At 30.9% G+C, this 25,958-nt stretch carries 26 protein-coding genes; 10 read left to right on the plus strand and 16 right to left on the minus strand.

Annotation, left to right across the window (positions count from 1 at the left end; genetic code table 11):
- Positions 1 to 55 precede the first annotated feature (55 nt).
- Positions 56 to 1,165, plus strand: a complete 1,110-nt coding sequence (locus BN2665_RS24980) for a M20 metallopeptidase family protein (protein ID WP_055669793.1) — start codon at positions 56 to 58, stop codon at positions 1,163 to 1,165.
- 41 nt (positions 1,166 to 1,206) lie between these two features.
- Here BN2665_RS24980 and BN2665_RS24985 read toward each other — a convergent pair whose 3' ends face one another.
- From BN2665_RS24985 to BN2665_RS25010, 6 genes are all read right to left on the minus strand, one after another.
- A complete protein-coding gene (locus BN2665_RS24985) occupies positions 1,207 to 1,563 on the minus strand; it encodes an arsenate reductase family protein (protein WP_055669794.1) in 357 nt (118 codons plus the stop codon).
- A 15-nt stretch (positions 1,564 to 1,578) separates the two neighbouring features.
- Positions 1,579 to 2,238, minus strand: coding sequence for an SDR family NAD(P)-dependent oxidoreductase (locus tag BN2665_RS24990; RefSeq protein WP_055669795.1), 660 nt, complete (start codon positions 2,236 to 2,238; stop codon positions 1,579 to 1,581).
- A gap of 68 nt (positions 2,239 to 2,306) precedes the next feature.
- Positions 2,307 to 3,596, minus strand: a complete 1,290-nt coding sequence (locus BN2665_RS24995; protein WP_055669796.1) for an MFS transporter — start codon at positions 3,594 to 3,596, stop codon at positions 2,307 to 2,309.
- A gap of 355 nt (positions 3,597 to 3,951) precedes the next feature.
- Positions 3,952 to 5,838: a sensor histidine kinase gene (locus BN2665_RS26590; protein ID WP_242866016.1), complete on the minus strand. Its 1,887-nt coding sequence runs from the start codon at positions 5,836 to 5,838 to the stop codon at positions 3,952 to 3,954.
- A 30-nt stretch (positions 5,839 to 5,868) separates the two neighbouring features.
- Complete coding sequence (locus BN2665_RS27435; RefSeq protein ID WP_055669798.1) at positions 5,869 to 7,761, minus strand: sensor histidine kinase; 1,893 nt, start codon at positions 7,759 to 7,761, stop codon at positions 5,869 to 5,871.
- The gene (locus tag BN2665_RS25010; protein ID WP_055669799.1) at positions 7,739 to 8,431 is read right to left on the minus strand and encodes a response regulator transcription factor; all 693 of its coding nucleotides are present in this window, start codon (positions 8,429 to 8,431) and stop codon (positions 7,739 to 7,741) included. The genes BN2665_RS27435 and BN2665_RS25010 overlap by 23 nt, the downstream gene beginning before the upstream one ends.
- Before the next feature lie 233 nt (positions 8,432 to 8,664).
- Between BN2665_RS25010 and BN2665_RS25015 the strand changes: the two genes are divergently transcribed.
- From BN2665_RS25015 to BN2665_RS25035, 5 genes are all read left to right on the plus strand, one after another.
- Positions 8,665 to 9,615 carry a DMT family transporter gene (locus BN2665_RS25015; protein WP_055669800.1) on the plus strand — a complete coding sequence of 317 codons (951 nt, stop codon included), beginning with the start codon at positions 8,665 to 8,667 and terminating at the stop codon, positions 9,613 to 9,615.
- Entirely contained in the window at positions 9,605 to 10,096 is a 492-nt protein-coding gene (locus BN2665_RS25020) for a prolyl-tRNA synthetase associated domain-containing protein (protein ID WP_055669801.1), read from the plus strand. The genes BN2665_RS25015 and BN2665_RS25020 overlap by 11 nt, the downstream gene beginning before the upstream one ends.
- A gap of 220 nt (positions 10,097 to 10,316) precedes the next feature.
- Entirely contained in the window at positions 10,317 to 10,640 is a 324-nt protein-coding gene (locus BN2665_RS25025) for an ArsR/SmtB family transcription factor (protein WP_055669802.1), read from the plus strand.
- A gap of 13 nt (positions 10,641 to 10,653) precedes the next feature.
- Positions 10,654 to 12,057, plus strand: a complete 1,404-nt coding sequence (locus BN2665_RS25030) for an aldehyde dehydrogenase (protein WP_055669803.1) — start codon at positions 10,654 to 10,656, stop codon at positions 12,055 to 12,057.
- Between the two features lie 577 nt (positions 12,058 to 12,634).
- Entirely contained in the window at positions 12,635 to 13,168 is a 534-nt protein-coding gene (locus BN2665_RS25035) for a sigma-70 family RNA polymerase sigma factor (protein WP_055669804.1), read from the plus strand.
- A 59-nt stretch (positions 13,169 to 13,227) separates the two neighbouring features.
- Here BN2665_RS25035 and BN2665_RS25040 read toward each other — a convergent pair whose 3' ends face one another.
- The 5 genes from BN2665_RS25040 to BN2665_RS25060 form a co-directional block, all read right to left on the minus strand.
- Positions 13,228 to 13,740 (minus strand): hypothetical protein, encoded by a 513-nt coding sequence (locus BN2665_RS25040; protein WP_055669805.1) that lies wholly within the window; start codon positions 13,738 to 13,740, stop codon positions 13,228 to 13,230.
- A 453-nt stretch (positions 13,741 to 14,193) separates the two neighbouring features.
- Positions 14,194 to 14,748 carry an N-acetylmuramoyl-L-alanine amidase gene (locus BN2665_RS25045; protein ID WP_074042404.1) on the minus strand — a complete coding sequence of 185 codons (555 nt, stop codon included), beginning with the start codon at positions 14,746 to 14,748 and terminating at the stop codon, positions 14,194 to 14,196.
- 447 nt (positions 14,749 to 15,195) lie between these two features.
- On the minus strand, positions 15,196 to 15,723 hold the full coding sequence (locus BN2665_RS25050) for a YcxB family protein (protein WP_055669806.1): 528 nt from the start codon (positions 15,721 to 15,723) through the stop codon (positions 15,196 to 15,198).
- 142 nt (positions 15,724 to 15,865) lie between these two features.
- Positions 15,866 to 16,879 carry a hypothetical protein gene (locus BN2665_RS27685; RefSeq protein ID WP_242866017.1) on the minus strand — a complete coding sequence of 338 codons (1,014 nt, stop codon included), beginning with the start codon at positions 16,877 to 16,879 and terminating at the stop codon, positions 15,866 to 15,868.
- Between the two features lie 118 nt (positions 16,880 to 16,997).
- Positions 16,998 to 17,192, minus strand: coding sequence for a BhlA/UviB family holin-like peptide (locus tag BN2665_RS25060; RefSeq protein WP_055669807.1), 195 nt, complete (start codon positions 17,190 to 17,192; stop codon positions 16,998 to 17,000).
- A gap of 324 nt (positions 17,193 to 17,516) precedes the next feature.
- On the opposite strand from BN2665_RS25060, the gene BN2665_RS25065 reads away from it, so the two are divergent.
- Positions 17,517 to 18,560: a zinc-dependent alcohol dehydrogenase gene (locus BN2665_RS25065; RefSeq protein WP_055669808.1), complete on the plus strand. Its 1,044-nt coding sequence runs from the start codon at positions 17,517 to 17,519 to the stop codon at positions 18,558 to 18,560.
- 27 nt (positions 18,561 to 18,587) lie between these two features.
- On the opposite strand, the gene BN2665_RS25070 is transcribed toward BN2665_RS25065, so the two are convergent.
- On the minus strand, positions 18,588 to 19,211 hold the full coding sequence (locus tag BN2665_RS25070; protein WP_055669809.1) for a hypothetical protein: 624 nt from the start codon (positions 19,209 to 19,211) through the stop codon (positions 18,588 to 18,590).
- Positions 19,212 to 19,416: 205 nt separating this feature from the next.
- On the opposite strand from BN2665_RS25070, the gene BN2665_RS25075 reads away from it, so the two are divergent.
- The gene (locus tag BN2665_RS25075) at positions 19,417 to 20,208 is read left to right on the plus strand and encodes a DeoR/GlpR family DNA-binding transcription regulator (RefSeq protein ID WP_055669810.1); all 792 of its coding nucleotides are present in this window, start codon (positions 19,417 to 19,419) and stop codon (positions 20,206 to 20,208) included.
- Positions 20,189 to 21,052, plus strand: coding sequence for a Cof-type HAD-IIB family hydrolase (locus BN2665_RS25080; RefSeq protein WP_055669811.1), 864 nt, complete (start codon positions 20,189 to 20,191; stop codon positions 21,050 to 21,052). Before BN2665_RS25075 ends, BN2665_RS25080 begins: the two co-directional genes overlap by 20 nt.
- Before the next feature lie 302 nt (positions 21,053 to 21,354).
- On the opposite strand, the gene corA is transcribed toward BN2665_RS25080, so the two are convergent.
- Positions 21,355 to 22,305, minus strand: a complete 951-nt coding sequence (gene corA / locus BN2665_RS25085; protein ID WP_055670061.1) for a magnesium/cobalt transporter CorA — start codon at positions 22,303 to 22,305, stop codon at positions 21,355 to 21,357.
- 189 nt (positions 22,306 to 22,494) lie between these two features.
- Between corA and BN2665_RS25090 the strand changes: the two genes are divergently transcribed.
- Positions 22,495 to 23,244 carry an Ig-like domain-containing protein gene (locus BN2665_RS25090; RefSeq protein WP_195892741.1) on the plus strand — a complete coding sequence of 250 codons (750 nt, stop codon included), beginning with the start codon at positions 22,495 to 22,497 and terminating at the stop codon, positions 23,242 to 23,244.
- A gap of 117 nt (positions 23,245 to 23,361) precedes the next feature.
- Here the strand turns inward: BN2665_RS25090 and BN2665_RS25095 are convergent, their stop codons facing one another.
- The 3 genes from BN2665_RS25095 to BN2665_RS25105 all read right to left on the minus strand — a co-directional run bounded on the left by BN2665_RS25095 (position 23,362) and on the right by BN2665_RS25105 (position 25,948).
- The gene (locus BN2665_RS25095) at positions 23,362 to 23,652 is read right to left on the minus strand and encodes a hypothetical protein (RefSeq protein ID WP_055669813.1); all 291 of its coding nucleotides are present in this window, start codon (positions 23,650 to 23,652) and stop codon (positions 23,362 to 23,364) included.
- Between the two features lie 296 nt (positions 23,653 to 23,948).
- On the minus strand, positions 23,949 to 24,896 hold the full coding sequence (locus tag BN2665_RS25100) for an ABC transporter ATP-binding protein (RefSeq protein WP_278335926.1): 948 nt from the start codon (positions 24,894 to 24,896) through the stop codon (positions 23,949 to 23,951).
- A complete protein-coding gene (locus BN2665_RS25105; RefSeq protein ID WP_055669814.1) occupies positions 24,893 to 25,948 on the minus strand; it encodes an ABC transporter ATP-binding protein in 1,056 nt (351 codons plus the stop codon). Before BN2665_RS25105 ends, BN2665_RS25100 begins: the two co-directional genes overlap by 4 nt.
- Between the last annotated feature and the right edge of the window lie 10 nt (positions 25,949 to 25,958).

The raw sequence follows: 25,958 nt of genomic DNA on the forward strand, positions 1-25,958 counted from the left end.
CTTTTTTCACATCCTCCTATATATTAATGATACAGAAAGGATGCGATGACAAAGAATGGATTTAAAACAATTAATAAATTCAAAAATAGATGAGATAAAAGAAATTAGAAAATTATTAAACGAAAATGCGGAACTATCTTATCAGGAGTTTAAAACTCAAGGTATAGTAATGGATATACTAAATAGAGCTTCAATTTATAATTTTAAATGCGCCAATACTGGAGTAGTAGGAGTTCTAAATGAAGGAGAAGAATGCATTGCAATAAGGGCGGATATGGATGCATTGCCTGTAAATGGAGTATTCCATGCTTGCGGTCATGATTATCATATGGCAGTAGCCTTAGGCTGCGCCTTAGTATTGAAGGAAATTGGCTATGACAAGTGCGTAAAATTTATATTCCAGCCTGCTGAAGAAGCAGAGGGTGGCGCAATACCTATGATTAAAGAGGGCGTACTTGAAACTCCTAAGGTTAAAAACATGATAGGTTTTCATGTTTGGCCTGATGTACCTGTAGGCTCTATAGCAATTACAGATGGTGCTTCCATGGCTTCTATAGATGACTTTTATATAACAATAAAAGGCAAAGGCGGTCATGCCGCTATGCCTCATCTATGCAAAAACCCTATATTCCCTGCCATTGAGATAATAGATTCTGTTACAAAAATATGTAAAGCAGAAATAGACCCATTAAATTCTCATGTAGTTACTTTTTCTACTATAAATGGCGGAAAGGCATCCAATGTAATACCTGATGAAGTTATCATGTCTGGCACTGTAAGAACCTTTGACAATGAGCTTAGAAATACTATATGTAAGATCATAAAGGAAACCTCCAATCTAACTGCTGAGAAGTATGGCTGTAGTGCCGAGATAAAATACAACTTTGAATATGAACCTTTAATCAGCGACAAAAATTTTACCGCTAAATTCATAGAATGCACAAAAGAGATTTTGGGTGAAGAAGCTATTCTACCCCTTGTGAAGACCTTTGGTGGGGAAGACTTTGCTTTCTTTGCTAAAGAGGTACCTTCCGTGCATTTTAGATTAGGTATAAGCAATGGAAAAGAAGGTATATATAATCTTCATTCTCCTAATTTCTGTGCTGATGATAATGCTTTATTCTATGGAATATATGCTATAACTAATTTTATACTTAAATTATAAGATAAGCGTACTGCTAAAGTTAGCAGTACGCTTATTTTGATCTATTTTAGTTTTTCTTCCCACTGTTCTTCCTTAAAGCCCACTAAAATCTCATTATCTTTTACTAGTATAGGTCTTTTTACCAGCATGCCATCAGAAGCTAGCAGCTCTAGTAATTCTTCTTCAGATGAGATCTTCACCTTATCCTTTAGATTCATCTCCTTATAAAGCCTGCCGCTGGTATTAAAAAACTTTGCTATAGGCAAGCCACTGCTTTCTATCCAGTGTTGAAGCTCTTCCTTATTAGGCTTTTGCTCTACTATAGGCCTATCAATGAAGTTGATATTATTGTTCTCTAGCCACTTTTTAGCTTTTCTACAAGTACCGCATTTTGAATAATTTATAAATTGAATCTCCATTTTGTCACCTCATATTTAACTTTCAATAATAATCTCTTCTCTTCCATCATCATATTCTTTAATGACTTTAGCTATATCATAAGGACTCTTTAACCTGCTTTTATCCTTCACATGGCTTGAGGTGTCCCAAAAAGGTGTATTCATACCTCCCATATATACTCCTGTAACTTTAAATTCCTTGCCCTGAGACTCCTTTTGAAGTGCCTCCGTAAAGCCTCTTACCGCAAATTTGCTAGCACAATACACCGTTTCATTGACCTTTCCCCTTAAACCTGCTGTAGAAATAATATTTAAAATTCTCTCTTTAACAAAGGGCAAAAGCATCTGAGTAATATAAATTGTACCTTTTACATTAATATCTATCGCCTTATCTATATCAGTCTTACTTAATTCACCAAGGGCTCCAAAGCATCCTACGCCTGCATTATTTATTAAGTAATCAATACTTCCATAATCTTTTTTAATCTCATCTTTTAGTTTTAATACCTCGTCATAATTACTTATATCGCAAGAAATAGCCTTAGCTTCAATTCCCATGGAATTTAATTCTTTTGCAGCCTTTAAAAGCTCCTCTTTTCTTCGTCCCACCAGGATTATCATGCCTTCTTTGCCATAAAGCTTTGCTAGCTCAAAGCCTAATCCTGTAGCAGCACCTGTTATTATATATTTTTTCAAGGAATCACCCCTTACTTTTAGTATTTACTATATATTTAATACTAAAAAATAATAATTATCAAGCTATTTTATATTTCATAATCCTTAGTTTCCTTTTCAAGCCTTCTTACTCTTGGGTTTGAATAAGCTATGATGGTAGCTGTTATTATAATTAATCCTGTAAAAGAGAGTAAAAATCCCATACCCGCTCCAGGTTGGACTCCAAACATAGGCTCTAATACCTTCCACCAGCCTTTTCCTACATTAGGTTCGAGAATCTTATCTACTATAGGACCTGTAATAAAAAAAGATACTGGGGTTGCTACGAAGGAAAGCTGAGACATCAACGCAAATACCCTCCCTTGCATGTAGGGTGGAATCTTCACCTGCACTATAGACGTTATTAAAGCTCCAGTAATAGGCAAAGGCATCATTAATATAAACAGTGCTATAAACAATAACACCTTTGCTCTAGTTATACCAAAAATTATTAGGAATCCTCCAGTTATCAGCATACCTATCATTATAGTATGAATTCTAGTCTTAGTGCCTCCCCAAAGAGATAATAGCAGTGCTCCTGAAAAAGCACCAATACTCATTACACTCATAAGCATAGAAGTAAATAAATCTTCATTAAACAATCTAGTGGAATAAGCTATAACAAGGTCCAGAGGGCCATTTAAAAGAAAATTAATAAAGCTGTAATATAATATTAGACTCATTAATCCCTTTTGATTTACTAAATACTTTAATCCAATCTTAAACTCTTCCAAGAAACCTTCCTGTTTACCTTCTTCCTGCTCTTCCTTTGCCGGATCAGGAATACTAATCTTAAATAATACTGCTACAGAAATTAAAAAAGTCATCATATCAATTACGATTATCCCCACTAAACCAACTAAGGGATATAAAAAACCTGTAAAAGCCGGCGCCATAATGCCTGCTAAGGGGAATATCATCTGTTTTACTCCATTTATCTTCTCTCTATATTCTTTAGGTGTAAGCATAGTGGTCGCTGCATCCGCTGCTGGACCTTGAAACATAGAGAAAAAGCCTTGCATAAAAACCACAAAATATAAAATGCTAATCCTGAATCCGCCTAAAGCCAGCGTAATCAAAAGAATCAAGCTGCCTAGAAATTGTCCAAAATCTCCAAGGATCATAGCCTTTTTTCTGCTCCATCGATCCACAAAAATACCTGCTATACCTCCAAAAAGCATCATGGGTATTTCATTAAAGAAAGGTACTAATAGTAAATAAGTGGTATTCCCGGTATTTTTAAATATCCAAAGAGCTAACGCCATAGAAGTCATTCTGCTCCCTATTAAAGATAATCCTTGAGTAATTATAAGCATCCACAAAGTATATATTTTTTTCATAAAATCTCCTCCAAATAAATAAAAAGCTATTAGTGAAAAATAATCCACTAATAGCCCTAGCTTTTGCTAATCTATTAATACACATATATTACAACAAAGTTCTTGTATTATTCTAATCAAATTTAATTGAACCTTTGTAACATATATAGAATTATATATCATCCCTATCCTAACTAGTAAAATTTCAATTATTGTATCACAAATAAACCTTTATTAAAGTCAATTGAAATTTTACAAATATGCAGTTAACATACTTAGTTAAGATTAGTGATGAGGATGCTTATCATTACTTCTGATTCTCCTTTATAGCCTTTTCTATTATTATATTATAATAAGTTGTTTTCGGCAAAGAATTTTATTGATATTTTAGCTCAATAAATACCTTAAACAAATCTCCCTCTACCTCTATATTCATGCTGCCTCCATGCAAGTCTATGATGCTTCTTGCTATAGCAAGCCCTAGGCCTGAGCCTTCTACAGAGGAGGTTCTTGATTCATCAGCTCTTTTAAATCTTTCAAAGAGCTCTGCAGTTTCAAAATCTATTTCATAGGCAGAGATGTTTTTAAAGGATAGGTTTATCCCGTTATCGCTTTCTTTAATGTCTATATAAACTCTGGTATTCTCCATAGAGTATTTTAAAGCATTGGATATCAAATTTTCAAATACTCTTGAAATCTTTTTGCCATCTAAGTTCATAATTATACTGTCTTTAAAGCTATTGACCTTGAATATTATATTTTTATGTTGATAAAGATTAGAAAACTCACCTAAAGCTTGCTGCAATAGCTCTACTATATCCACTTCTTCCTTTTCCAGCTCCACCTTACCGCTATTCATCTTGGATACTTCAAACAAATCATCGATTAACAGCTTTAGCCTATGACTCTTGGTATTAAGAATCTTTAGATAATCCTCTTTTTCCTCTTCAGTTATATCTTTTCTCTGAAGTATATCTATATAATTGATTATGGAGGTTAGAGGCGTCTTCAAATCATGAGATACATTAGTCACTAACTCACTTTTTAATCTTTCATTTTTTATCTGCTCATCAATAGATACTTTAAAACCTGTTTTTATTTTGTTTATGTTGTAAGCTAGCTTAGCTAAGTTCTTTTCTCCTTTTTCCTCTAAGCTGATTTCTAAATCTCCTTCTACTATCTTGCTACTACCTATGATTATACTGTTTATTCTGTTTATGAACTTAACTGCCTTAGGCAAAATAATTATAAGATATAATGCGGGAAGAATAAACCATAAAATATTCCATAGCTGAAAATTATAATATATATCATAAATGACCCACCGCGTATTTATTACCATATATATATTAACAGCCGTAATCAAGGTAAGTATTGTATATATTATAAATTTTATCCCTAAGCCTACTATGCTAAATAACCCAGCTATAGCCCTCAAAGATTTAGAAATAATATTGTTCTTTAGCTTTTCTATAAGCTTCTTAGGTCCCGTAACCAAAATCATAATTATAAATAATATAGAAGCCATATAATAATATGTTATAAATTTCTTATTATTTTCTATTTGTTTTTGATTGTTGTTTACCTGCTCCCAATCAGTAAAATAAGTTTCAGTAGCTAATCCTACTTTGGTGAGCTCATTATCCGGAGATCTAGAAAGCCAATAAACCTCATAGAAATCATTAGGCGATGTTATATAATTTAAATGATTATTAAAGTTATCCACCGCTAAAGAATTTCTTGTATAGCTCATGTAATAGAATTTATCTATGGGAGTAAGATTAATGGCCTCATTTTCTATGATATCCTTTGATATCTCTTCATTCCTGTCCTTATAACCACTAATTATATCTTTCATAGTTCTATTGTTAGTTAAATACTTTCCTGATTTAAAATCATAAATTACATATTGTACAATTTTATTTCCTAAAGAATCTCCTAAATTATTCAATTCCTCTTGGGGCAGCTGCTTAATTTTTTTTAAATAATCCGTTTCCTTATATATATCCACATTTACATTAGTAGCATAATTTCTTATCCATTCATCAGTATTGTATCTATATCTTACCTGATTTGTAGCATGCTTAATATTATCTTCGTAATAAGTAATCTCCCGATTTTTAGAAGAAGCTGTAAGAGAATATATTACAAAGGCTATAAGTATGAAGTTAAAAAATTTATAAAATATATTCTTTGCAACCTCTAAGTATTTATTAGCTTTTTTATTTAAAGTCTTTACAGTATTTTTTGTTTTCTCATCCAACACCTTGCACCACCTTTATATTCGCCTCTTCTACTTTAAATTAATGAACACCTTAAATAAATCTCCCTCTACTTCTATGCTCATACTGCCTCCATGCAAGTCTATGATGCTTCTTGCTATAGCAAGCCCTAGACCTGAGCCTTCTACAGAGGAAGTTCTTGATTCATCAGCTCTTTTAAACCTCTCAAAGAGCTCCGCAGTTTCAAAGTCTATTTCATAGGCAGAAATATTTTTAAAGGATAGATTTATCCCATTATCATTTTCTTTAATATCTATATAAACTCTAGTATTCTCCATAGAATACTTTAAGGCATTGGATATCAAATTTTCAAACACTCTGGAAATCTTTTTACCGTCTAAATTCATAATTATGCTATCCTTAAAACTATTGACCTTAAACATTATATTCTTATGCTGATAGAGATTGGAAAACTCACCTAATGCCTGATGCAACAGTTCTACTATGTCTACTTCTTCTTTTTCCAAATCCACCTTGCCACTATTCATTTTAGATACCTCAAACAAGTCATCGATTAACAGCTTTAGTCTATGGCTCTTAGTGTTAAGAATCTTTAAATAGTCCTCTTTTTCCTCTTCAGTTATATTTTTACGTTGAAGTATGTCTATATAATTGATTATCGAGGTTAGAGGAGTCTTCAAATCATGGGACACATTGGTTACTAGCTCACTTTTCAATCTTTCATTCTTTATCTGTTCATCAACAGATACCTTAAAGCCTGTTTTTATTTTGTTTATGTTGTGAGCTAGCTTAGCTAAATTCTTTTCTCCTTTTTCCTCTATGCTGATGTCTAAATCTCCCTCTACAATCTTGGTGGTACCTATAATCATACTATTTATTCTGTTTATAAACTTAACTGCTTTTGGTAAGACAAATATGACATATAAGCTAGGTATAATAGCATATAAAAGGCTCCACAAATGAAAATTATAATATAAATCATAGAAATATCCTCGCTGAATAAATATATAGCTATTTATAAAAGCTGCTATAGTAAATGCTAAAAAAATTACGAACTTAATTCCTAGGGATACTACTGCAAAAAGTCCTGCAATAGTTTTTACTATTTTAACTACTATATTATCCTTTAGCTTTAATATGAGTTTTTTAGGTCCCGTAATTACAAATAGTGCTATAAAAATAATCCCTATTAGAAAGTATATATTTAAAAATACTTTTGCTTTAGATATCTGTTCATTATCACGCTCTATCCTAGGCCAATCTACAAATTTTCGTTCTTCAGCTAATCCCCTCTTTACTAAATCATCACTGGAGTAGCCTGATATCCAATATAGTTCAATAAAATCATTAGGAGTTTTAATATAATTTAGATGATCACTAAAATTCTTTACCGCCAAGGAGTTTTTAGAGTAACTTACGTAACTAAATCCACTTATAATAGTTCTATTTGCTACTCGATTCTGTATTTCTTCAATATCATTTGGCTTTCTATTTCCATCGTTTTTATTTATAATACATTGCTCTACTGAATCATATCTATCGTTAGTCAAATACTTATTAGTTTTTACATCATAAATTAAATACTTTACATACTTATTACCTAGAGATTTTCCTAGTACATCTAATTGCTCTTGTGGAAGCTCTTTTAATTTACTCAAATACTCGGTTTCCCTGTAAATGTCTACATTGGCTACTGTTGCATAATTAGCAATCCAATTTTCCGGGAAATATTCTAAACTAACTTGATCTTTAGCATAGCTCTTATCTTGCTCATACATAGATATATTTAATTTGTTATTATAAGCAAAAACAGAAGATATTATAAAAGCTACTAGTATAAAATTGAAGAATCTATAAAATATATCTTTTATAATATGTAAATATTTGCTGCCTTTTTCTTTTAAATCTTTTATATCTATATCACTTTTCGATTTTATATCCAATGCCCCACACCACCTTTATGTACTTTGGCTCCTTAGGATTTATTTCAATTTTTTCTCTTATCCTTCTAATATGTACTGCCACAGTGTTCTCGCTCTTATAAAAGGGTTCATTCCAGACATTTTCATAGATCTGTTCTATGGAATAAACTCTTCCTGGGTTTTCCGCCAGGAGAAGCAGTATATTAAACTCTATAGGCGTTACCTTAATTTCTTCACCATCTACAAAGACCTGTTTAGAGCTTTTACTTATAACTAGCCCGTTTATGTTTATCTCATCTTCCTGTACTACATAATTTCCAAAATTCATATATCTTCTTAATTGAGATTTTACTCTTGCTATAAGCTCCAAGGGATTGAAGGGCTTGGTTATATAGTCATCTGCTCCTATGTTTAACCCTAAAATTTTATCTGAATCCTCACTTTTAGCTGAGAGCATTATTATAGGTATATTCCTCTTTTCTCTTATCTTCATGCAGGTTCTTATGCCATCAAGTCTAGGCATCATTATATCTAATATCATAAGATGTATCTCTTCCTCTTCTAATTTTTCTAAAGCTTCTATACCATCCTTGCATTTTATGACCTGAATACCTTCTCCGCGAAGATATATTTCAATAGCATCTCTTATTTCCTTTTCATCATCTACTACTAATACCTTAAAATCATTCACTATTCTCGTCCCCTTTTAATTAATATCCCTTAAATTATAAGATTAATTAATAGATTTTTGCAAGGCGGCTCATTAAAGCTCTTATACTAATTCTATTTTATAAATTAATTATTACAAAAACTTTTAGGTATTTATTAAGAATTTATTAAGAAAAGAAGTGCAAATATTAGACAAGCAAATATTATTAAGTTATTATATAGTAGTACTTTTCATTTGGAAATGAGGTGTTTATTATGGAAAGTAAAAAGCTTTTTTCTGAGAATCCCTACAAAATCATTATTTCCCTAATAAGCTGTGTATTGTGGGGCAGCGCCTTTCCTGTTCTAAAAATAAGCTATACCGAAATGAATATAGCTCAAAATGATATGGGTGCTCGAATTGTATTAGCAGGCATGAGGTTTTTCTTAGCTTCTATACTGCTGTTTTTATTTATTAAATTTGCAATGAAATTATCTCTAAAGCTTAGTAGGAAAGACTTGTTTAACATGACTATGTTAGGGTTATTTCAAACAGCACTATACTACTTTTTATTTTATAATGGAGTAGCAAATACTACTGGATTAAAAGCATCAATTATAGGTGCTTTAGAGACCTTCTTTACTGTAATCGTAGCTAGCATGTTTTACTCTAATGATAAAATTGATCTTAAAAAACTCATTGGCCTAACTACAGGCTTTGCAGGTATCATCCTTGCCAACTGGGGACAAAAATTTGGTTCAGGCTTTTCCTTTCTAGGGGAAGGTTTGTTAATTTTAAGTTCTTTAATGGGAGCCTTTTGCTCCATATTTGTAAAGAACTTCGGACAGAAGATGCATCCTTTTATAATTACAGCCTGGCAGATGTTTTTAGGTTCTTTAATGCTTCTGCTATACGGGATTCCTAAAATGTCTCAAAGTACCATGAATTTTACGCCTATGGCTACAGGTCTTTTAATTTACTCAGCTTTTCTTTCTGCTGTGGCTTTCTCACTATGGTTTGCTTTATTAAAGCACAATAAGGCTGGAGAGATAAGCTTATATAGATTTATGATCCCTGTATCCGGTGCCGTACTCTCCGCTATATTTGTACCGGGAGAAAAATTCACTATTTACATATTATTGTCCTTATGTTTAGTAGTACTTGGAATAATCTCTTTAAATCTCCATTCCAAGTTAAAAAAGGAGATTAACAGCTATGAAAGTTGAGGAAAAAAGAGTATATGATATTTTGGAAAAACTAGATATTGGCTTTGAAAAGTATGAGCACAACGCTATATTTACAATAGAAGAAGCTAATGAACTAGCTATAGATATGAAAGGCGCCCATTGTAAAAATCTTTTTATCCGCAACCGAAAGGGAAATCAACACTATCTTGTTATACTAGAAGAATCTAAGACTGCAGATTTGAAGGCTCTTTCTTCTCAAATAGGTAGTACTCCCTTAAGCTTTGCTTCTGAAGAAAGATTATACAAATATTTAAACTTAACCCCAGGTTCTGTTACTCCTTTTGGATTAATCAACGATAGTGAAAAGCATGTAAGAGTTTTAATAGATAATGATTTAATACACTCTGAATACATAAGCTTTCATCCTAATATAAATACAGCTACTATCACCATAACTTATGATGACTTTGAGAAATTTCTAAATTGGTGTGGAAATAATGTAACTTATGTTAACCTATAGGAGGCTGTGAAAAAAGGTGTTCTATAGGTTTCACTACCCCGCGCGTAGAGCCCCACGAGCGGCCCGTGAAAAAGAACACCTATGTTTTTCACATCCTCCTATAATTTATTCAAAGAAACAATACCTTTGCTTCTTTTTAATTTACAAATAATAATAATTATTATATTATTAGATTAAAGGATTAAACATTTAAACCTATATACTTTTAAGGAGTGTATACATGATAGATGAAGATATAGTTTTATTTAAACTTAAACAATGCATACCAATATTTACAGTGCTGGCAGATGAAAACCGTCAAAAGATAGTAATGATGCTGAGCAGAGAGCCTGAAGGCTTAAATGTATTAAATATAACGGAAAGCCTCCCTCTTTCAAGACCTGCTGTATCCCATCATCTAAAGCTTCTAAAAAACGCTGGTCTTATAGCTGTAAATAGAAAAGGTACCGAAAACTATTATTACTTAACACTAAAGACTCCTTTAGTTAATTTAAAGGATTTGATTAAGGATATAGAAATGTTCTGTGACATTAAATCATTATAGAGGTGTTAAAATTATGGGTGAATCAAATATCATCATAAACAAAGATCAGGTCAAAAGCATTATAGACAAACAAAAACAATATTTCTTTACTAATGAAACTAAGGATATAGCCTTTAGATTAAAGCAGCTTTCTAAGCTGAAGGATTCTATAAAGAAAAATGAAAAAGCCATTTTGGAGGCTCTATACAAAGACTTAAGAAAATCAGAATTTGAGGCTTATTCCACAGAAGTTGGATATTCTTTAGATAGCATAGGTTATGTGATGAAGCACTTGAAGTCTTGGTCAAAGGTAAAAAGAGCTAAAACTCCCATCCATCAGTTTGGAGCAAAAAGTTATATTTACCCCGAACCTTATGGATCGGTGCTTATTATAGGTCCTTTTAACTATCCTTTTCAACTTCTTATTGAGCCCTTAATAGGGGCTATAGCCGCAGGAAACTGTGCAGTATTAAAGCCTTCAGAAAGTACGCCTAATGTGGTTAAGATAGTAAAAAAAATAATCAGTGAGGCCTTTGATGAAAAATATATAACAGTGGTAGAAGGAGAGAAGGAAACTACCTCTGCATTAATAAATTCACCTTTTGACTATATTTTCTTTACGGGCAGCGTGCCCGTAGGAAAGATAGTAATGGAGGCGGCTAGCAAAAATCTTACTCCTATTACCTTGGAATTAGGCGGAAAAAGCCCTACTATTGTAGATAAAACCGCCAATCTAGATATTGCAGCTAAAAGAATAGCTTGGGGAAAATTCATGAATGCAGGTCAAACCTGTGTAGCACCTGACTACTTGTTAGTGCATAAAGCTGTAAAAGAAGATTTTATTAAAAAATTAACCTATACTATAAGGCAATTTTTTGGAGAAAATCCTTCTAAAAGCCCTGATTTCTGCAGAATAGTGAACGAAAGGCAATTAAATAGACTTATCAATGTATTAGAAAAGGATAAGAGTAAAATAATCTTTGGCGGCGATTATGATAAAGAAGACTTGTATATTTCTCCCACTATAATAAATGATGCTAACTGGCAGGATGGCTCTATGGAGGATGAGCTTTTCGGACCTATTTTACCTATATTAGAATATGAGCATATTGATGAAGCCATATCCATAATTAATAAAAGACCAAAGCCCTTAGCACTATATGTTTTTACAGAAGATAGAAGCATTGAAGCATTAGTACTTAAAAGCACTTCCTTTGGCGGAGGCTGTGTAAATGACACTATATCCCACGTAGCTTCTCCCTATATTCCTTTTGGAGGAGTTGGTAATTCCGGCTTAGGCTCTTATCATGGCAAAGCTAGTTTTGATGTGTTTTCCCATAAAAAAAGTATTATGAAGAAAACCACAGCTTTTAGTATTAATATAATTTTTCCACCCTATGGGGATAAAGTAAAACTAGTAAGAAAACTATTAAAATAAGAACTATAAATATAAAGCTTATTCTGAATATCAGGATAAGCTTTATATTTTTTTCTTAACACAGTTAAGAAAAATGCTTATATCAATCATATATTTATATCTCTAGCATCTAATACCGACATATATAGAATCACTATGTCTATTTGCTTTTTTTAATAAACTTCTCTTGATTTACCGAAAAGATATGACTATCTCTCATTAATCCATCTAAGAATTTAATATGCATAACGTTGTCTTGTTTAAATATACCCTTCATGAATTAATATTCAAATCTTAGAAAATTTTTTCCCTTCAGCATACATGAATTAAATCTATATTTTAAATCTTATTGAAGCTCCAGAAAAAAACACCTTATTATCTTTCAAAAATACAGCATGTTTTGAGAGGTTTCAAAGGATCATTTTAATATAACCCGATTTTTTTAAAAAACATACTTTTTCAAGATTTGCAACAAATATTAAATTTTTATACATATTTTCATATTAACATCTTAATTTCCATTATCTTTATTTTTTGGTTTACATTATTACATTTTTTTATTTTTAATATAAAAATGGTGTTTATACGGAGGGTTAATATGAAAAATTTATGTGAATCTATAACTTTATGTAAAAATGGTCATAAAAATATACTATTAGAACTTATTGATGCATTTAGTCCTCTAATAAATAAGTATTCTAGATTACTTATTTATGAAGACGCAAAATCAGATTTAATTTTATTTTTCATAGAGCTTATTTATAAATTTCCTATTGATAACAAGATTTTTATTAAGGATGAATATGTAGTATCTTATATAAGCAAAGCGATAAAAAATAAATATATACATTTATCTAAGAAAAAAGTAAGTATAGAAAAAAATGAGGTAGAGCTTAACCTGGATATAGCTAATAATTTTTTTTATAATAATTCAATCGATGATAAATTATACATTAGTGATTTATTTCAATATCTCACTAAAAAAGAAAAAGATGTATTAATATTAAAATATATAAAGGGTTACAGTGATGCTGAAATATCAAAATTATATAAAATTTCTAGACAAGCTGTAAATAAAACGAAAAATAAAGCTTTTAATAAAATTATGCTTTCATATAATAATTCAATTTAATAGAATTAAAACCCATAGACAATTTTGTCTATGGGTTTTAGTACATATTGCATATTGATTTATTTAAACTTAAGTATTTTTACAATAGATTCCTCTGAATACCAAACATGGTATTTTAAATTATCTAAATTTATTTCATAAGATTTTGAAATATCTGCTTTAGCTTTCAAACTTACATTATTTAATGTGTCTTTTTCAATCTTAATGTTCATTTGATTTAATATTTCTATAATAATTAAATCAAATAGTTGCTCGTATCTTAAATCTTCTTCATTATATTTCATGTTTCGGTACATTATATTATCTTTATCAATAAATATAGTTTTTCTATTACCTAAATCTAGACCATATGCATTAGAAGCAGCTTTAAATACATTTTTATTCTTTATAGGTAATATATCAAAGTCAGTACAAAGATTATTATAAGATTTAATCATAGTATTTGTAGTAATTACTTTCGCAAATATTTTGCTATTTAGTTTTATATAAAATATACCTTGTTCTATAAACTTAAAGGTAATAAGTAGTATTATAATAAGCATTACTACTATTCTAATTTTTTTAATTTTCATAAAAAACCCCCTATCAATGGCATTTTACCATTAATAGGTAATTTTTTTCAACTAGCTATAAATATAATCAGTAAGAGTGCATACAGTTTCACCTGTGGAAATATTTTTAATTCTTACTGTATATTCATGTTCCATATAGCTTCTAGTTGTTGAACCACCTTGAATTTGTCCTACACTATACATTTTATACGATAATTCTAATCTGTGACTAATTCCTCCATAGTTACCAAAAGAAATTAACCAACTATAAATTCTATCTTTATGTTGTGCAAAAGCAACCTTTGAAACAGCGTCAGCAAGAAAAATTGCAGCTGTAACTTTAAACTTCAATGAAGATTGTTATAAAAGTCTTTCTAAAATCTTTTTTGCTTCTTTTATAATTTTAAATGTACTTTTTCTTTTTTATTACTGCTAAACTAAAACTCTATAGAATATACTTTCTATTCTATCTTATTAAACCTTATTCGCTTCTTTCGAGGGATTAAAAGGAATGTTAGAATCTATGGAATTACCAAAAGCATAGGCTAGTTGTTCCCAGGTTAGCTTAGACCATATATCAATATCTTTTTTGCTATCACAAAAACATACTTCAAATATAATGTTAGGAGCTTTAACATTCTTCATTTCAAAGTATGTTGGTTGAAACTTTAACCCTCTATTGAAAAATCCTAATTTGCTAAAATTAATCAGTAAATTTTTAGCATAGCTATTAGCTCTGCTATCCTCTCCATAAGTTAGAGCTTCAGTTCCAAAAGCTTGACCGTTGCAGCTATTCATGTGCAAACTTATAAATAAATCTACCCCAGCATTATTTGCCTTTACTACTCCCTCATATAGTTCTGTATTTGGGCTATTGGCATTACTATTACAATCAATTACGGTATGATTATAATTTTCAAATACCTCTCTAACATAAGCGAAAAATTCCATCATGCTTTTATGTTCATTTCTTAGCCCTACAGCACCTAAGCAATTTGGGCTATGCCCTGCCCTTAATCCTATTTTCATAATAAATGTCTCCTTACTTTATTAAACTTTTTTATGTTTCATAAAAGAAAAAGCAACTAATCTCTTGATTAGCAACCTAATTAACTATTTTATATGTATAATTTAACTAAATTATATATATAAAGATTGCCAATTTTGACTTCATCTACTCTATCATTCTGTTTCATTTTCTCTATGTTATATTCTTGATTGTTAAGTTTTTTATGTTTATCTAATTATATCAACTTAGTTTTTAAATACTGCTACACAACTAACAAAAATATATAGAATCTATTGAAAACTCCCAAGATTTTTTAAAATCTTGGGAGTTTTCAACAATTAAAGATGTATTATTTTATTTTTTAGTTTTTTATTCAAAATCATATAAGTTTATTATTTTAAAATACATAACCTGACTTAGTATTTTTACCTTTACCTGTATTACATACTAAATTAATAATTATTAATTTAATACTCAAAGTTTATGAATTTTCTTATATATTTAATTAGCATCTCTTTTTCAATTTCATCTTTTAATTCCCTAATTGGAATAATAAAGGCAGATGAATAATTAACATATATAAATATATGATCTTTTGTAACAGTAACCTTTTCAATATTAGACCACAAAACTTTAGAAATATTCCCAGAACAGTTTTTTGTTATACCCTCATCATCAATTATTAAATCTATTTTTTCATTTATGTCAGTATTTTTAGATTGTCTAATTTTTTTTAATATCATTTTTTTAAAAGTATATTGAGTTAATATAGGATAAGACACAAACCAAATTATAGATATTGCAAAAGCTATAATAATTGAAAACAAAGTATAGATTTTAAAAATAAAATAAAATATACCTAATAAGGCAAATAGCGCGATTGGTATTAGAACTCTAAGAAAAACTGTTAAATACCTTGAGTTAGGATCATTTTTTAAATTATATATATTTAAATCAACAAAATCCCTTTCAGTCATAAAATAACTTATTTTCATTTATATACCTCCTAATAAATATTTATACATTACATAAAAAAAAAGGTTATATATCATATATTATAAAACATATTATATATAACCTTCAATAACTTTTTTTAATTCATGCTATTAACTTGTTAAAAATATTTCACAGAATTAATTATCTATATGCTAAAAGTGTCAACGCCCTTCTTGCTAGTTCTTTCAAAACAAAGGCAGTCCCTAATATAACCATTATAACAGCTACACTAGCATATCTATAGTCAGAAAGGCTATATGATTTATAATAAGCTTGCTGTCTTAAATTATTATCTTCATCATTTGCTTTTATTTTAATTTTACAATATAAGCTACTTACTGAAATCGGTGTTTTAATAAGGTTCACGCTTATTTCCATGACAAATTCGCCTTTTGAACTTATAGTAACACTTATATTACCACTCCTTATTTTTGCAGCTATTTCATCAAGTCTGGTTTTTAATTTAAGAAAATCTAATATAGGGAAATCACTAGGTGCTAAACTTACAGTTCCATTTGTTACTGAAAAATTAAATAGCTTTCCGGCTTCAGTTGCTATTGTTGATGATGTTCCTATAGAAGCACTTATTTCTGTGTTACCAACTATAATACTGGCTATAGGAGTATTTACATCTATTGTTCCTTGAAAGCCCATACTCCATAATATATATCTTAATGCATCTAATCCATCAGAATATGTTTTACCAGGTGGATTAGGCTCTGGATTAGAATCAAATCCAGTAAAACCTCCATTATATACAACATATCCAGACTTGGTATTTAATCCTTTGTCAGTACTATAAACAACATGCATCTTTCCACCTTTTTTATATAAAGGAGTAGCTTTTTCCCATGGATTTAATGAGCCAAGTACATTTCCATATTCATCATATACAGTTTCTGAAGTAGAACCATTTACATAATGGTCCTGATAGTAATACTGTATGCAATTAGTAGCGTTAGTTACATAACCTGTACTAACTCCCGAAGGTGTTGGATATTCAACAAGAGCTAGTTGTTTTGAATAACTAACGTCCAAAACAGTAATGTTATCCCCCATATCTACTCTTCTACCTGAAATAATATTACCATTTGCATCTCTTACATATAAAAAATCATTAATAACCCTTGCATTATTTGCATAACTAAATCCCATTTTTAATACCTCCCAAAATAATTATTAAAATCAAGCTTGATCTTGTTACACTAAATAAGAATAAATTATTTAGTAAATTGTAAACTTTAAATTTATTAATAATAAAATTTTTATATTATTACTTAAACAACTCTTTTTTTATTTCTTCAATATCATCTTTAATAACTGGTAAAACATTAGTTAGTTCTTTTATTATTGTTTGATAGTTAGTTTCTCTTTTACTATTCTCCTTCAATACGTAGAAAAGAAGATAGCAAAACAACATAGCGAACACTCCCTGGGTGACCATAACTTTAAATATTTCACTTTCCATATTTAACCTCCATCTATAATTTTATAGCTTCGATATAAATAAAGTAGTTTTAAGTATATTTGTAAACTTAATAGTCTTTATCTATTTTTACTAGATTTAATATAGTAATAAAAATTAAACATTAGTCTTATCTTTTTTCTAATCACATATGGCTTTAGACAACATCTTTTCGCTAACTTTGATTATTTCATTATCAATTCGAAATATGTATTAGGTTCATATTAAGTTCTCTTTACCTTAAATATGTTATTGTAATATTATAGATATATATGTAACATATAGGTGTAAAGTATTATTTTTATATATTTGAAAGGAGTTTTACATATGAAAGCCTTAATATACAATAAGCTTAATGAAGTGAAGTTACAAGAAGTTGAAAAACCTAAACTAATAAACCCATCCGATGTGATTATTCGCGTTACCATGACTACTATTTGCGGTAGCGATGTGCATCTGGTGCAGGGTCATATACCTACTACTCCAGGCTATGTTTTAGGTCATGAGTATGTAGGGGTCGTTGAGGAAATAGGTTCTCAGGTTAAAAATATAAAGATAGGTCAAAGAGTAATAGGCCCCGCAGCACCCTACTGCGGTCAATGCTTCAACTGTAAAGCTGGGCATATAGAGCATTGTATTAATGGAGGGATTCATGGAAGCGGTGCTGAATTTGGCAATCTCCCTGGTTCTCATAGCGAATATATGCGTATTCCTTTTGGGGATACAGTCCTGTTACCTGTTCCTAATAATATAAAAGATGAACAAGCGCTATTTGTAGGAGATATCTTATCTACGGGATTTTTCGCTGTAGAAAAAGGTGATGTTAAAGTAGGAGATACAGTAGTAATCTTTGGTGGTGGTCCCGTAGGTCTTGCCGCTGTAGAATGTGCTAAACTCTTCTCTCCAGAAAAGATAATTCTAGTAGGGAGAAAGGATAAATTCCGCTTAGAAGTAGGCAAAAACCTTGGAGCTACTCACATTATACTATCTTCTGAGGAGGACCCATTAAAAAAAATACAAGAATTAACCGGTGGTAAAGGTGCTGATGTTGCCATAGACGCTGCTGGCTCAGAAATTACCCTTCAACAGGCAGTGAGATGCGTAGGTGTAGGGGGAAGAGTATCCTTAGTAGCCTTATATGGAGGCAACATATCCTTACCTATGAACGAAATCTGCATAAAAAATATTCGTATAGAAATGGGCTTAGGCTACCTAGGTCATATGGAAAGGTTGCTCCGCATGATAGAAATAGGAAAAATAGATTTAACTTCTATAATCACTCATCACATGAAGCTATCTGAAGCTGAGAAGGCCTTTGAGCTTTTCCAAAGTAAAAATGAAGATGTTATAAAAATCGCTATTACTCCATAACAAAAAGATATAACCCTTTTTTAAGGGTTATATCTTTTTGTCTATATTTCTATTCTTTAAATCTAGGTTATTTAAAATTACCTCCATTTTATCTATATATTTTATCCAATTATCCTCTTTAGCTAACTCATTATTAAGCATATATAACTCTCTTATTTCTTGAAAAGTTTTAGTTAACATATCTATTCTTATTTTACGTTTCTCATTGATTTCATACTTTTCTTCACGATTATTGTTATTATCACCCTTAATATCGTAGATAACCATGCTCACACTAGTAGCTGCAATATTGGACTCTAAACTTACTCCATTTTTTTCTTTTTTGCCTGTTTGTTTAAGAGTCCTTATACTTGATAAATGTTTAAAACGCTCTCTTATCCTTTTTTGAGTAAATTTTATATCTTCAAAGTCTTCCTCTGTGAAATAACCCTTATTTGATATATTCTTTAGTGACTTATCTAAATCATTCATATTATCTACAAAATCTTCAAATAGAGCCCATATATTTATGTCGAAAGCCTGTGCATAAAAACTTGCATTTTCTTTAGCGCTGCCATATTCATATAGCTTGTTATTTCTACCAAGCACAATAATAGTAGTAGAAACTAACAAGATTCCAATAATCAAGTATAATTTAAACTTTTTGCTCATATCTACCTCCACCCCCACCTTACTTATATTGTATAATAACCCAAATAACATTTCAATTGTGTATTTATACCCAAGCACTAATCTAGCAATACTTAAGTGTGTCTAAGCACATCTACTTATATTTACTTAAATATATTGACCAAAAACTTATAATCACTTATAATTGAATTATAAAAGATTTATACATGTGAAGAGGTGAACTTCTTTGTTTCAAGAAGAGAGAATGACTCTTATTCTAGAGCATTTAAATAAACATAAAAGAATTAATGTAGAAGATATATGCAAATTATTTTCCGTTTCTAGAGATACTGCCAGAAGAGATTTAGTAAATCTAGAAAAACAAGGTTCCATATTGCGAACCCATGGGGGCGCTATCCTTCCTCCGGAGCAAAAGGTAATAACAAATTATAATGATAGATTGAAATATGAGTATGAAACCAAAAGACATATCGGCAAATTAGCTGCTACCCTAATAAAGAATGAAGATACGATTATAATGGATACTTCCACTACAGTACAAGCCTCTGCAGAATTTATATCTGTAAATCACTGCACTGTCATAACAAATTCTATAAATGTAGCAGATATACTTACAAATAAGCAAGGTGTAGATATTCATTTGCTAGGGGGACAGTTAAACCATGAACACAGATTTCTTTATGGTGGTGCCGCCCTGTCCATGCTATCTAACTACTTTGCAGATAAGGTATTCCTAGGAGCCTTAGGTCTAACGGCTCAGGGAGTGACAGTATCTCATCCAGAGGACGCTGAGGTAATGAGAAAAATGATAGAGCAATCAAAAGAGGTCATTATATTAGCCGATCACTCAAAATTCGGTAATAATGCTGTATATAAAGTAGCAGAGCTGGAGGATGTAGATATAATCATAACAGATCAATTACCGCCTAAGCCCCTGCTCAACATATTAAATGAAAAGAATATTAACTTAATTATAGTAAATTATGATGGAGGATTTTATGAAACTGATAGCTATTGATTTAGATGGTACACTGCTTAACCATAATCATGAAATAAGCGAAGAAAATATAAAGGCTATAAAACATGCTCAAGATAAAGGCATCCAGGTAAGCATAGCTACTGGAAGAGCACAAAAGGATGTATTATCAATATTAAAAAAGGCTGGATTAAACACTCATATTATTAGCAATAATGGCTCTTCCATTCATTTAAATACAGGAGAAAAGCTAGAATCAATCTCCTTATCAAAAGAAGAAGTAAAGTCAATTTTAGGGTGGCTTGAAGACAATAAATATTTCTACGAAATATCTAATGACCACAGTATCTTTTCTTTCCATAAAGGCTTTGAGTACCTAAGTGAAGAAATTGAAAATTTAAAAGCTAGAAATGCAGCCATAGATATTGAACAAATTGAATATATGTATTCCATATTAAAAGGCCAAAAGGGTGTAATTCCTGTAGATAGCTACAAAGAAATTTTAGAGACCACTGAGGAATTCTATAACATCATGGTTATTTCTTTAGATGATGAAAAGAGACTTAGAGGCAAAGAGCACTTTATGAATAATAATAATCTATATGTTTTTTCTTCCTTCGCAAATAATTTTGAAATGGTTCATAAAAATGCCTCTAAAGGAAGTGCCCTTGAGATTCTTGCAAACACCTTAAACGTAAGTTTAAAGGACGTAATGGCCATTGGAGATAACTACAATGATATAACCATGCTAAAGAAAGCTGGTTATAGCGTGGCTATGGGCAATGCTGAAGAGGAAGTTAAAAAAATCTGCAAATTTACCACTCTAGATAACAATGATCATGGAGTAGCTTATGCAATCATGAACAAATTATCTAAAGCATGTTAATCAAAGAATATTTTTACTGGCGTAACTATAGGAGGATGTGAAAAACATAGGTGTTCTTTTTCACGGGCCGCTCGTGGGGCTCCACGCGTGGTGTAGTGAAACCTATAGAACACCTTTTTTCACAGCCTCCTACTAGGCGTAACAGTAATTATATTATAAATCCCTAAAGTCTTTTAATGACTCTAGGGATTCTTGGATTAAATCTATTATGATACTAGCATTTTATCTTCTTCTATTTGCAAATTATTATAGGGCTTCGTAAACCATTTTTATTATGTATAATTACTAAAATCTAAGTAAGATTATTTATCACTATTAAACCAACCTTTTCTTTTAAACCATAAAAACATAATAGATGATATAAGGGCCATAAAAAATAGCACAATAAAATATCCATATTCCCAATCTAACTCAGGCATATTCTTAAAGTTCATACCATAGATACCTACAATAAAGGTTAGGGGCATGAATATAGTGGATATTACCGTTAAAACCATCATATTTGCATTCATTCTATTAGAGTTTATAGATATATAACTATCTCTCATATCTGAGGTGATTTCCCTGCTAGCCTCTATCATATCTGATAGCTTAATTAAATGATCGTATATATCACTAAAGTATATCCTATTTGATTTAAACCAATGAAGTCTTTCAGATTCAATCATCCTATATAACAGATCTCTCATGGAATTTATTATTCTTCTGAGTTTTAGTAAGTCTGATCTTATAGCAAATATTTTTTCTACTAATTTATTAACGGATTCCTTTTTTTCATTATTATCAATTTGATTTAGCTTATCTTCAATTTCATATATAGCAGGAAAAAACTGATCTACTATCTCATCTAATATAGCATAAAAAACATAGGATACTCCTTTATTCCAATTCTTCTTGTCATCCTTTACTTTTCTCCAGGCTTCTTCAATTTCATTAGAGTAGGTTTTATGAACAGAAACAATATATTTTTCTCCAATAAAAACCCCTATACTGTCAGCACTAAGATCTACTTCATTTAAAGAGTTTAAAATAAAAAAGTCATGATCTTCATAATAATCTAGCTTAGGCCTGTGATAGTTTTGTAGGCTATCCTCTATAGCCAAAGAGTGAAAATTAAAAAATTCTTTAAGACAATTTTCTTCTTCAATAGTCGGATTATAAAAATCTACCCAACACCAGCTATACTCCTTATCCCTTATATTTTCTATATTGTCATAGAGCTGTATGCTATGATTTTTAGTTAAAGTCATCATGGATATCAAGGCTCTCACCCCTCACAAATTCTATTAAAATCTACATACATTTTACCATAATTTAAAAATAATATATATTTCTTAATTTTACTGTCTTATTTTATAAACAAGATTCCTTTGAAGTATCTTTCCATATATTGTAAAATTTTATTAGCACAACTTTTCTGATTATAGGAGGAAGCAATGACCATGAAAAACAAATTCAAAAGGCTCTTTTTGGTTTTGAACCTAATTCTAATTCTAACAGCCCTTAGCTGTTCAGAAGCTAACTCAACGGTTTCAGAACCAGAAAAGAATCTTCCAAAAATAACTTCTATGGATAATATCAATATATCTATATATCAAGGAGAAACTTATTCCCTTCCCGAAAAAGTAAAAGTCACCTTCGAAAATAATTCTTCAAAAGATATAACTGTAAACTGGGAAAGCAATAATATTCCCGTTTATTCCCCTGGTGTATATAAAATAAAGGGAACTCTTAAAGAGTATAGCAAAGACGTAGAAGCTAAACTAGAAATTAAAGCCTTATCAAAAGAAAATTTGAAGGAAATAGCCTTAAAGGCAGACAAAGCTTTAAGAACTCTATTTAACGGTAAAAACTTTGATGATAGATATTCAAAAGACAATTATGGATTAGTGCAAAATTATAAAGATTCCACAGAGCTATTAAATTACCTAAAGAACTATTTTACTGAAGCTGTAGCAAAAGATATAGTAAAAACCTTTTGTAAGGAAATGGACGGAAGGCTTTATGTGAAAATAGGTCAGGGAGGTATGCGAGTACTCTATGAAGAGGAATGTAGTCTAGATGTAACACAGAAAGATAATATATTATATTTACACTTTTCTAAAGATACAGGTGGAGATATTCTCACTCAAAAAAGCCAGCTTATTTATGAAAATGGAAAGTGGCTTTTTAATAACTGGTGGTATATATAACTAAAAACCCAAGGTAAATAAATACAAATTATAAATAAGCAATAACATCAAATTTAATGTAAAAAAAGAAACTGCATAGGAATTTTCTAATGCAGTTTCTTTTTTATAACAGACTCTTTATTGTCCATTAATTTTGCATTCTAGTGCTCTAATATAATCTCTTAGTTCATCAATCTGCTTTTGTAAATCTTCATTTCCCTTGCCATCCCCATTTTCTGAGCTATCCTCTTCTTCAGATATAAGAAATTCTCCTTGGGCAGCTATTAATGAGACTATATCTCCTACTACATTTATAAAAGCTCCCACTACATTCTGCTCATCGATATCTAATTTCTGTGCAATAGCAACGCCAACTACTGCTGCAAGTGCTGCAAGTTCATTGGGTGAAAGACATTTTAGGTTATCCATTTAATTCTCCAATGATAACATTGATTATAGTTTATTATATTACTAACTCTCAATAAAAGTGATTTTTTAATAATTGATGGTATAACTAAAAGTTCATTATAGAACTAAAGAGGAGATTTTTCACCAATAAAATGTGTGATGAAAAATCTCCCCTGTTAAAAAATGTGGGGAAAATAATAGATATCTAATATCCTCTTAAGAACTGTAGATATTCATTTCTCTTAATGAAATATGCCATAGAGCGCATAATTTTATAAATTAATATCTATAATTATGAAATCTTTAAAAGGAGTACTTCATAGTGCTTTTCTATATTCCTCTATTTCCGTTGGAGAACCATATACAAAATGTTTAGGTGCTATTTCGACCAAAGAAGGCTTCTCTACCTCATAATTGTGGATGCTAGCATCATAAAATATACGTTTTCTCTTTCTTTCATATAGAGGATCTGGCAATGGTATAGCAGAAAGCAAAGCCTTGGTATATGGGTGTATAGGGTTTTTATACAGATCCTCAGCTTCAGCCAGCTCTACTAATTTACCATAATACATAACCCCTATTCTATCTGAAAAATATTTAACAACAGATAAGTTATGGGCTATAAATAGTACTGTTAACCCGAATTTTTTTCTTAAATTATTTAGAAGATTTAAAACCTGTGCTTGAATAGATACATCTAAAGCGGATATTGGTTCGTCTGCTATTATGAGCTCTGGTTTTGCTACTAAAGCTCTAGCTATTCCTATACGTTGTCTTTGACCTCCAGAAAATTCATGGGGATAGCGATTAGCATGCTCCCTTGTGAGTCCTACAGTCTCCAGCATCTCATATACTAGCTCCATCATTTCCTGTTCATTTTTACAAAGCTTATTTATTTTTAGACCCTCAGCTATAATTTCCTTTACTGTCATTCTTGGATTTAAGGAAGCTATGGGGTCTTGAAATATCATCTGCATCTTACTAGTTACTTCTTTTTGAGTTTCCTTAGATATCTTTCCGGATATTAACTTGCCATTAAAATAAACTTCTCCTCCGCTGCTTTCATATAATCTTATAATAGTTCGTCCTGTAGTAGTTTTTCCGCAGCCAGATTCTCCAACTAACCCAAAAGTTTCTCCCTTATATATCTTAAAACTTATGTCATCTACAGCCTTTACAGTGATTTTATTTTTTCCACGACCGCTAGTAAAATGCTGCTTTAAATTTTTAACTTCTAGCACTAGCTCTTTATTTTCCAACATCATACTAGAACACCTTCCTTTTGTGTTTGCATATTTATACGCTTTTTAAGAATTTCTGGGATTTCAACTTTAGGTGCCTTAGGGTGAAGTAACCATGTTGCTGCGTAATGCGTATCGCTTACTTTAAACATAGGTGGCTCTTCTTCAAAGTCAATTTCCATGGCAAACCTATTTCTAGCAGCAAAAGCATCGCCTTTAGGTGGATACAACATATTAGGTGGTGTACCCGGTATAACAAATAATTCATCTTCAGAGCTGGTATTTAAATCTGGCATAGAGCTTAATAGACTCCAGGTATAAGGATGTTGAGGATTATAGAATATGTCCTCTGTGGTTCCATACTCCACAATTTTTCCTGCGTACATAACTGCTATTCTATCTGCCACATTAGCCACTACACCTAAGTCATGAGTTATAAACATTACAGATAAGTTCTTTTCCCTTTGGATATCTTTTATAAGCTCTAAAATCTGTGCTTGTATTGTAACATCTAGAGCTGTAGTTGGTTCATCACATATTAATATATCGGGGTTAGAAGCAAGAGCTGCTGCTATTACAATCCTCTGTCTCATACCACCAGAAAATTGAAAGGGATATTGATTATATCGCTTTTCTGCCTGAGGTATACCCACTGCCTTCATAAGGTCAATAGCCTTTGCTTTTGATTCTTCCTTGCTTATTTTATGCTTTATCCTTAAAACCTCAGTAATCTGCTTTCCTATTTTCATTACTGGGTCTAAAGAAGACATGGGATCTTGAAATATCATACCGATCTCTGAACCTCTAATATTCGAAAATTCCTTATCTTGTAATTTAGTTAAATCTTTATTATCATAGAGAATTTCTCCTCTTTCTATATTAGCATTTTTGCTTAGTATACCCATTATACTTTTACTGGTTACAGATTTACCAGAACCTGACTCTCCAACTATAGCCAAGGTTTCACCCTTATATAGATCAAAGCTCACTCCTCTAACTGCATGTACCTTACCTGCAAAGGTATTAAAGGTTACATATAAATTCTTTACTTCTATTATCTTATTTCTATTTTCCATATTAACTCCC

Origin of the sequence: Desnuesiella massiliensis (assembly GCF_001403615.1) — a bacterium.
GTDB lineage: Bacteria > Bacillota > Clostridia > Clostridiales > Clostridiaceae > Desnuesiella > Desnuesiella massiliensis.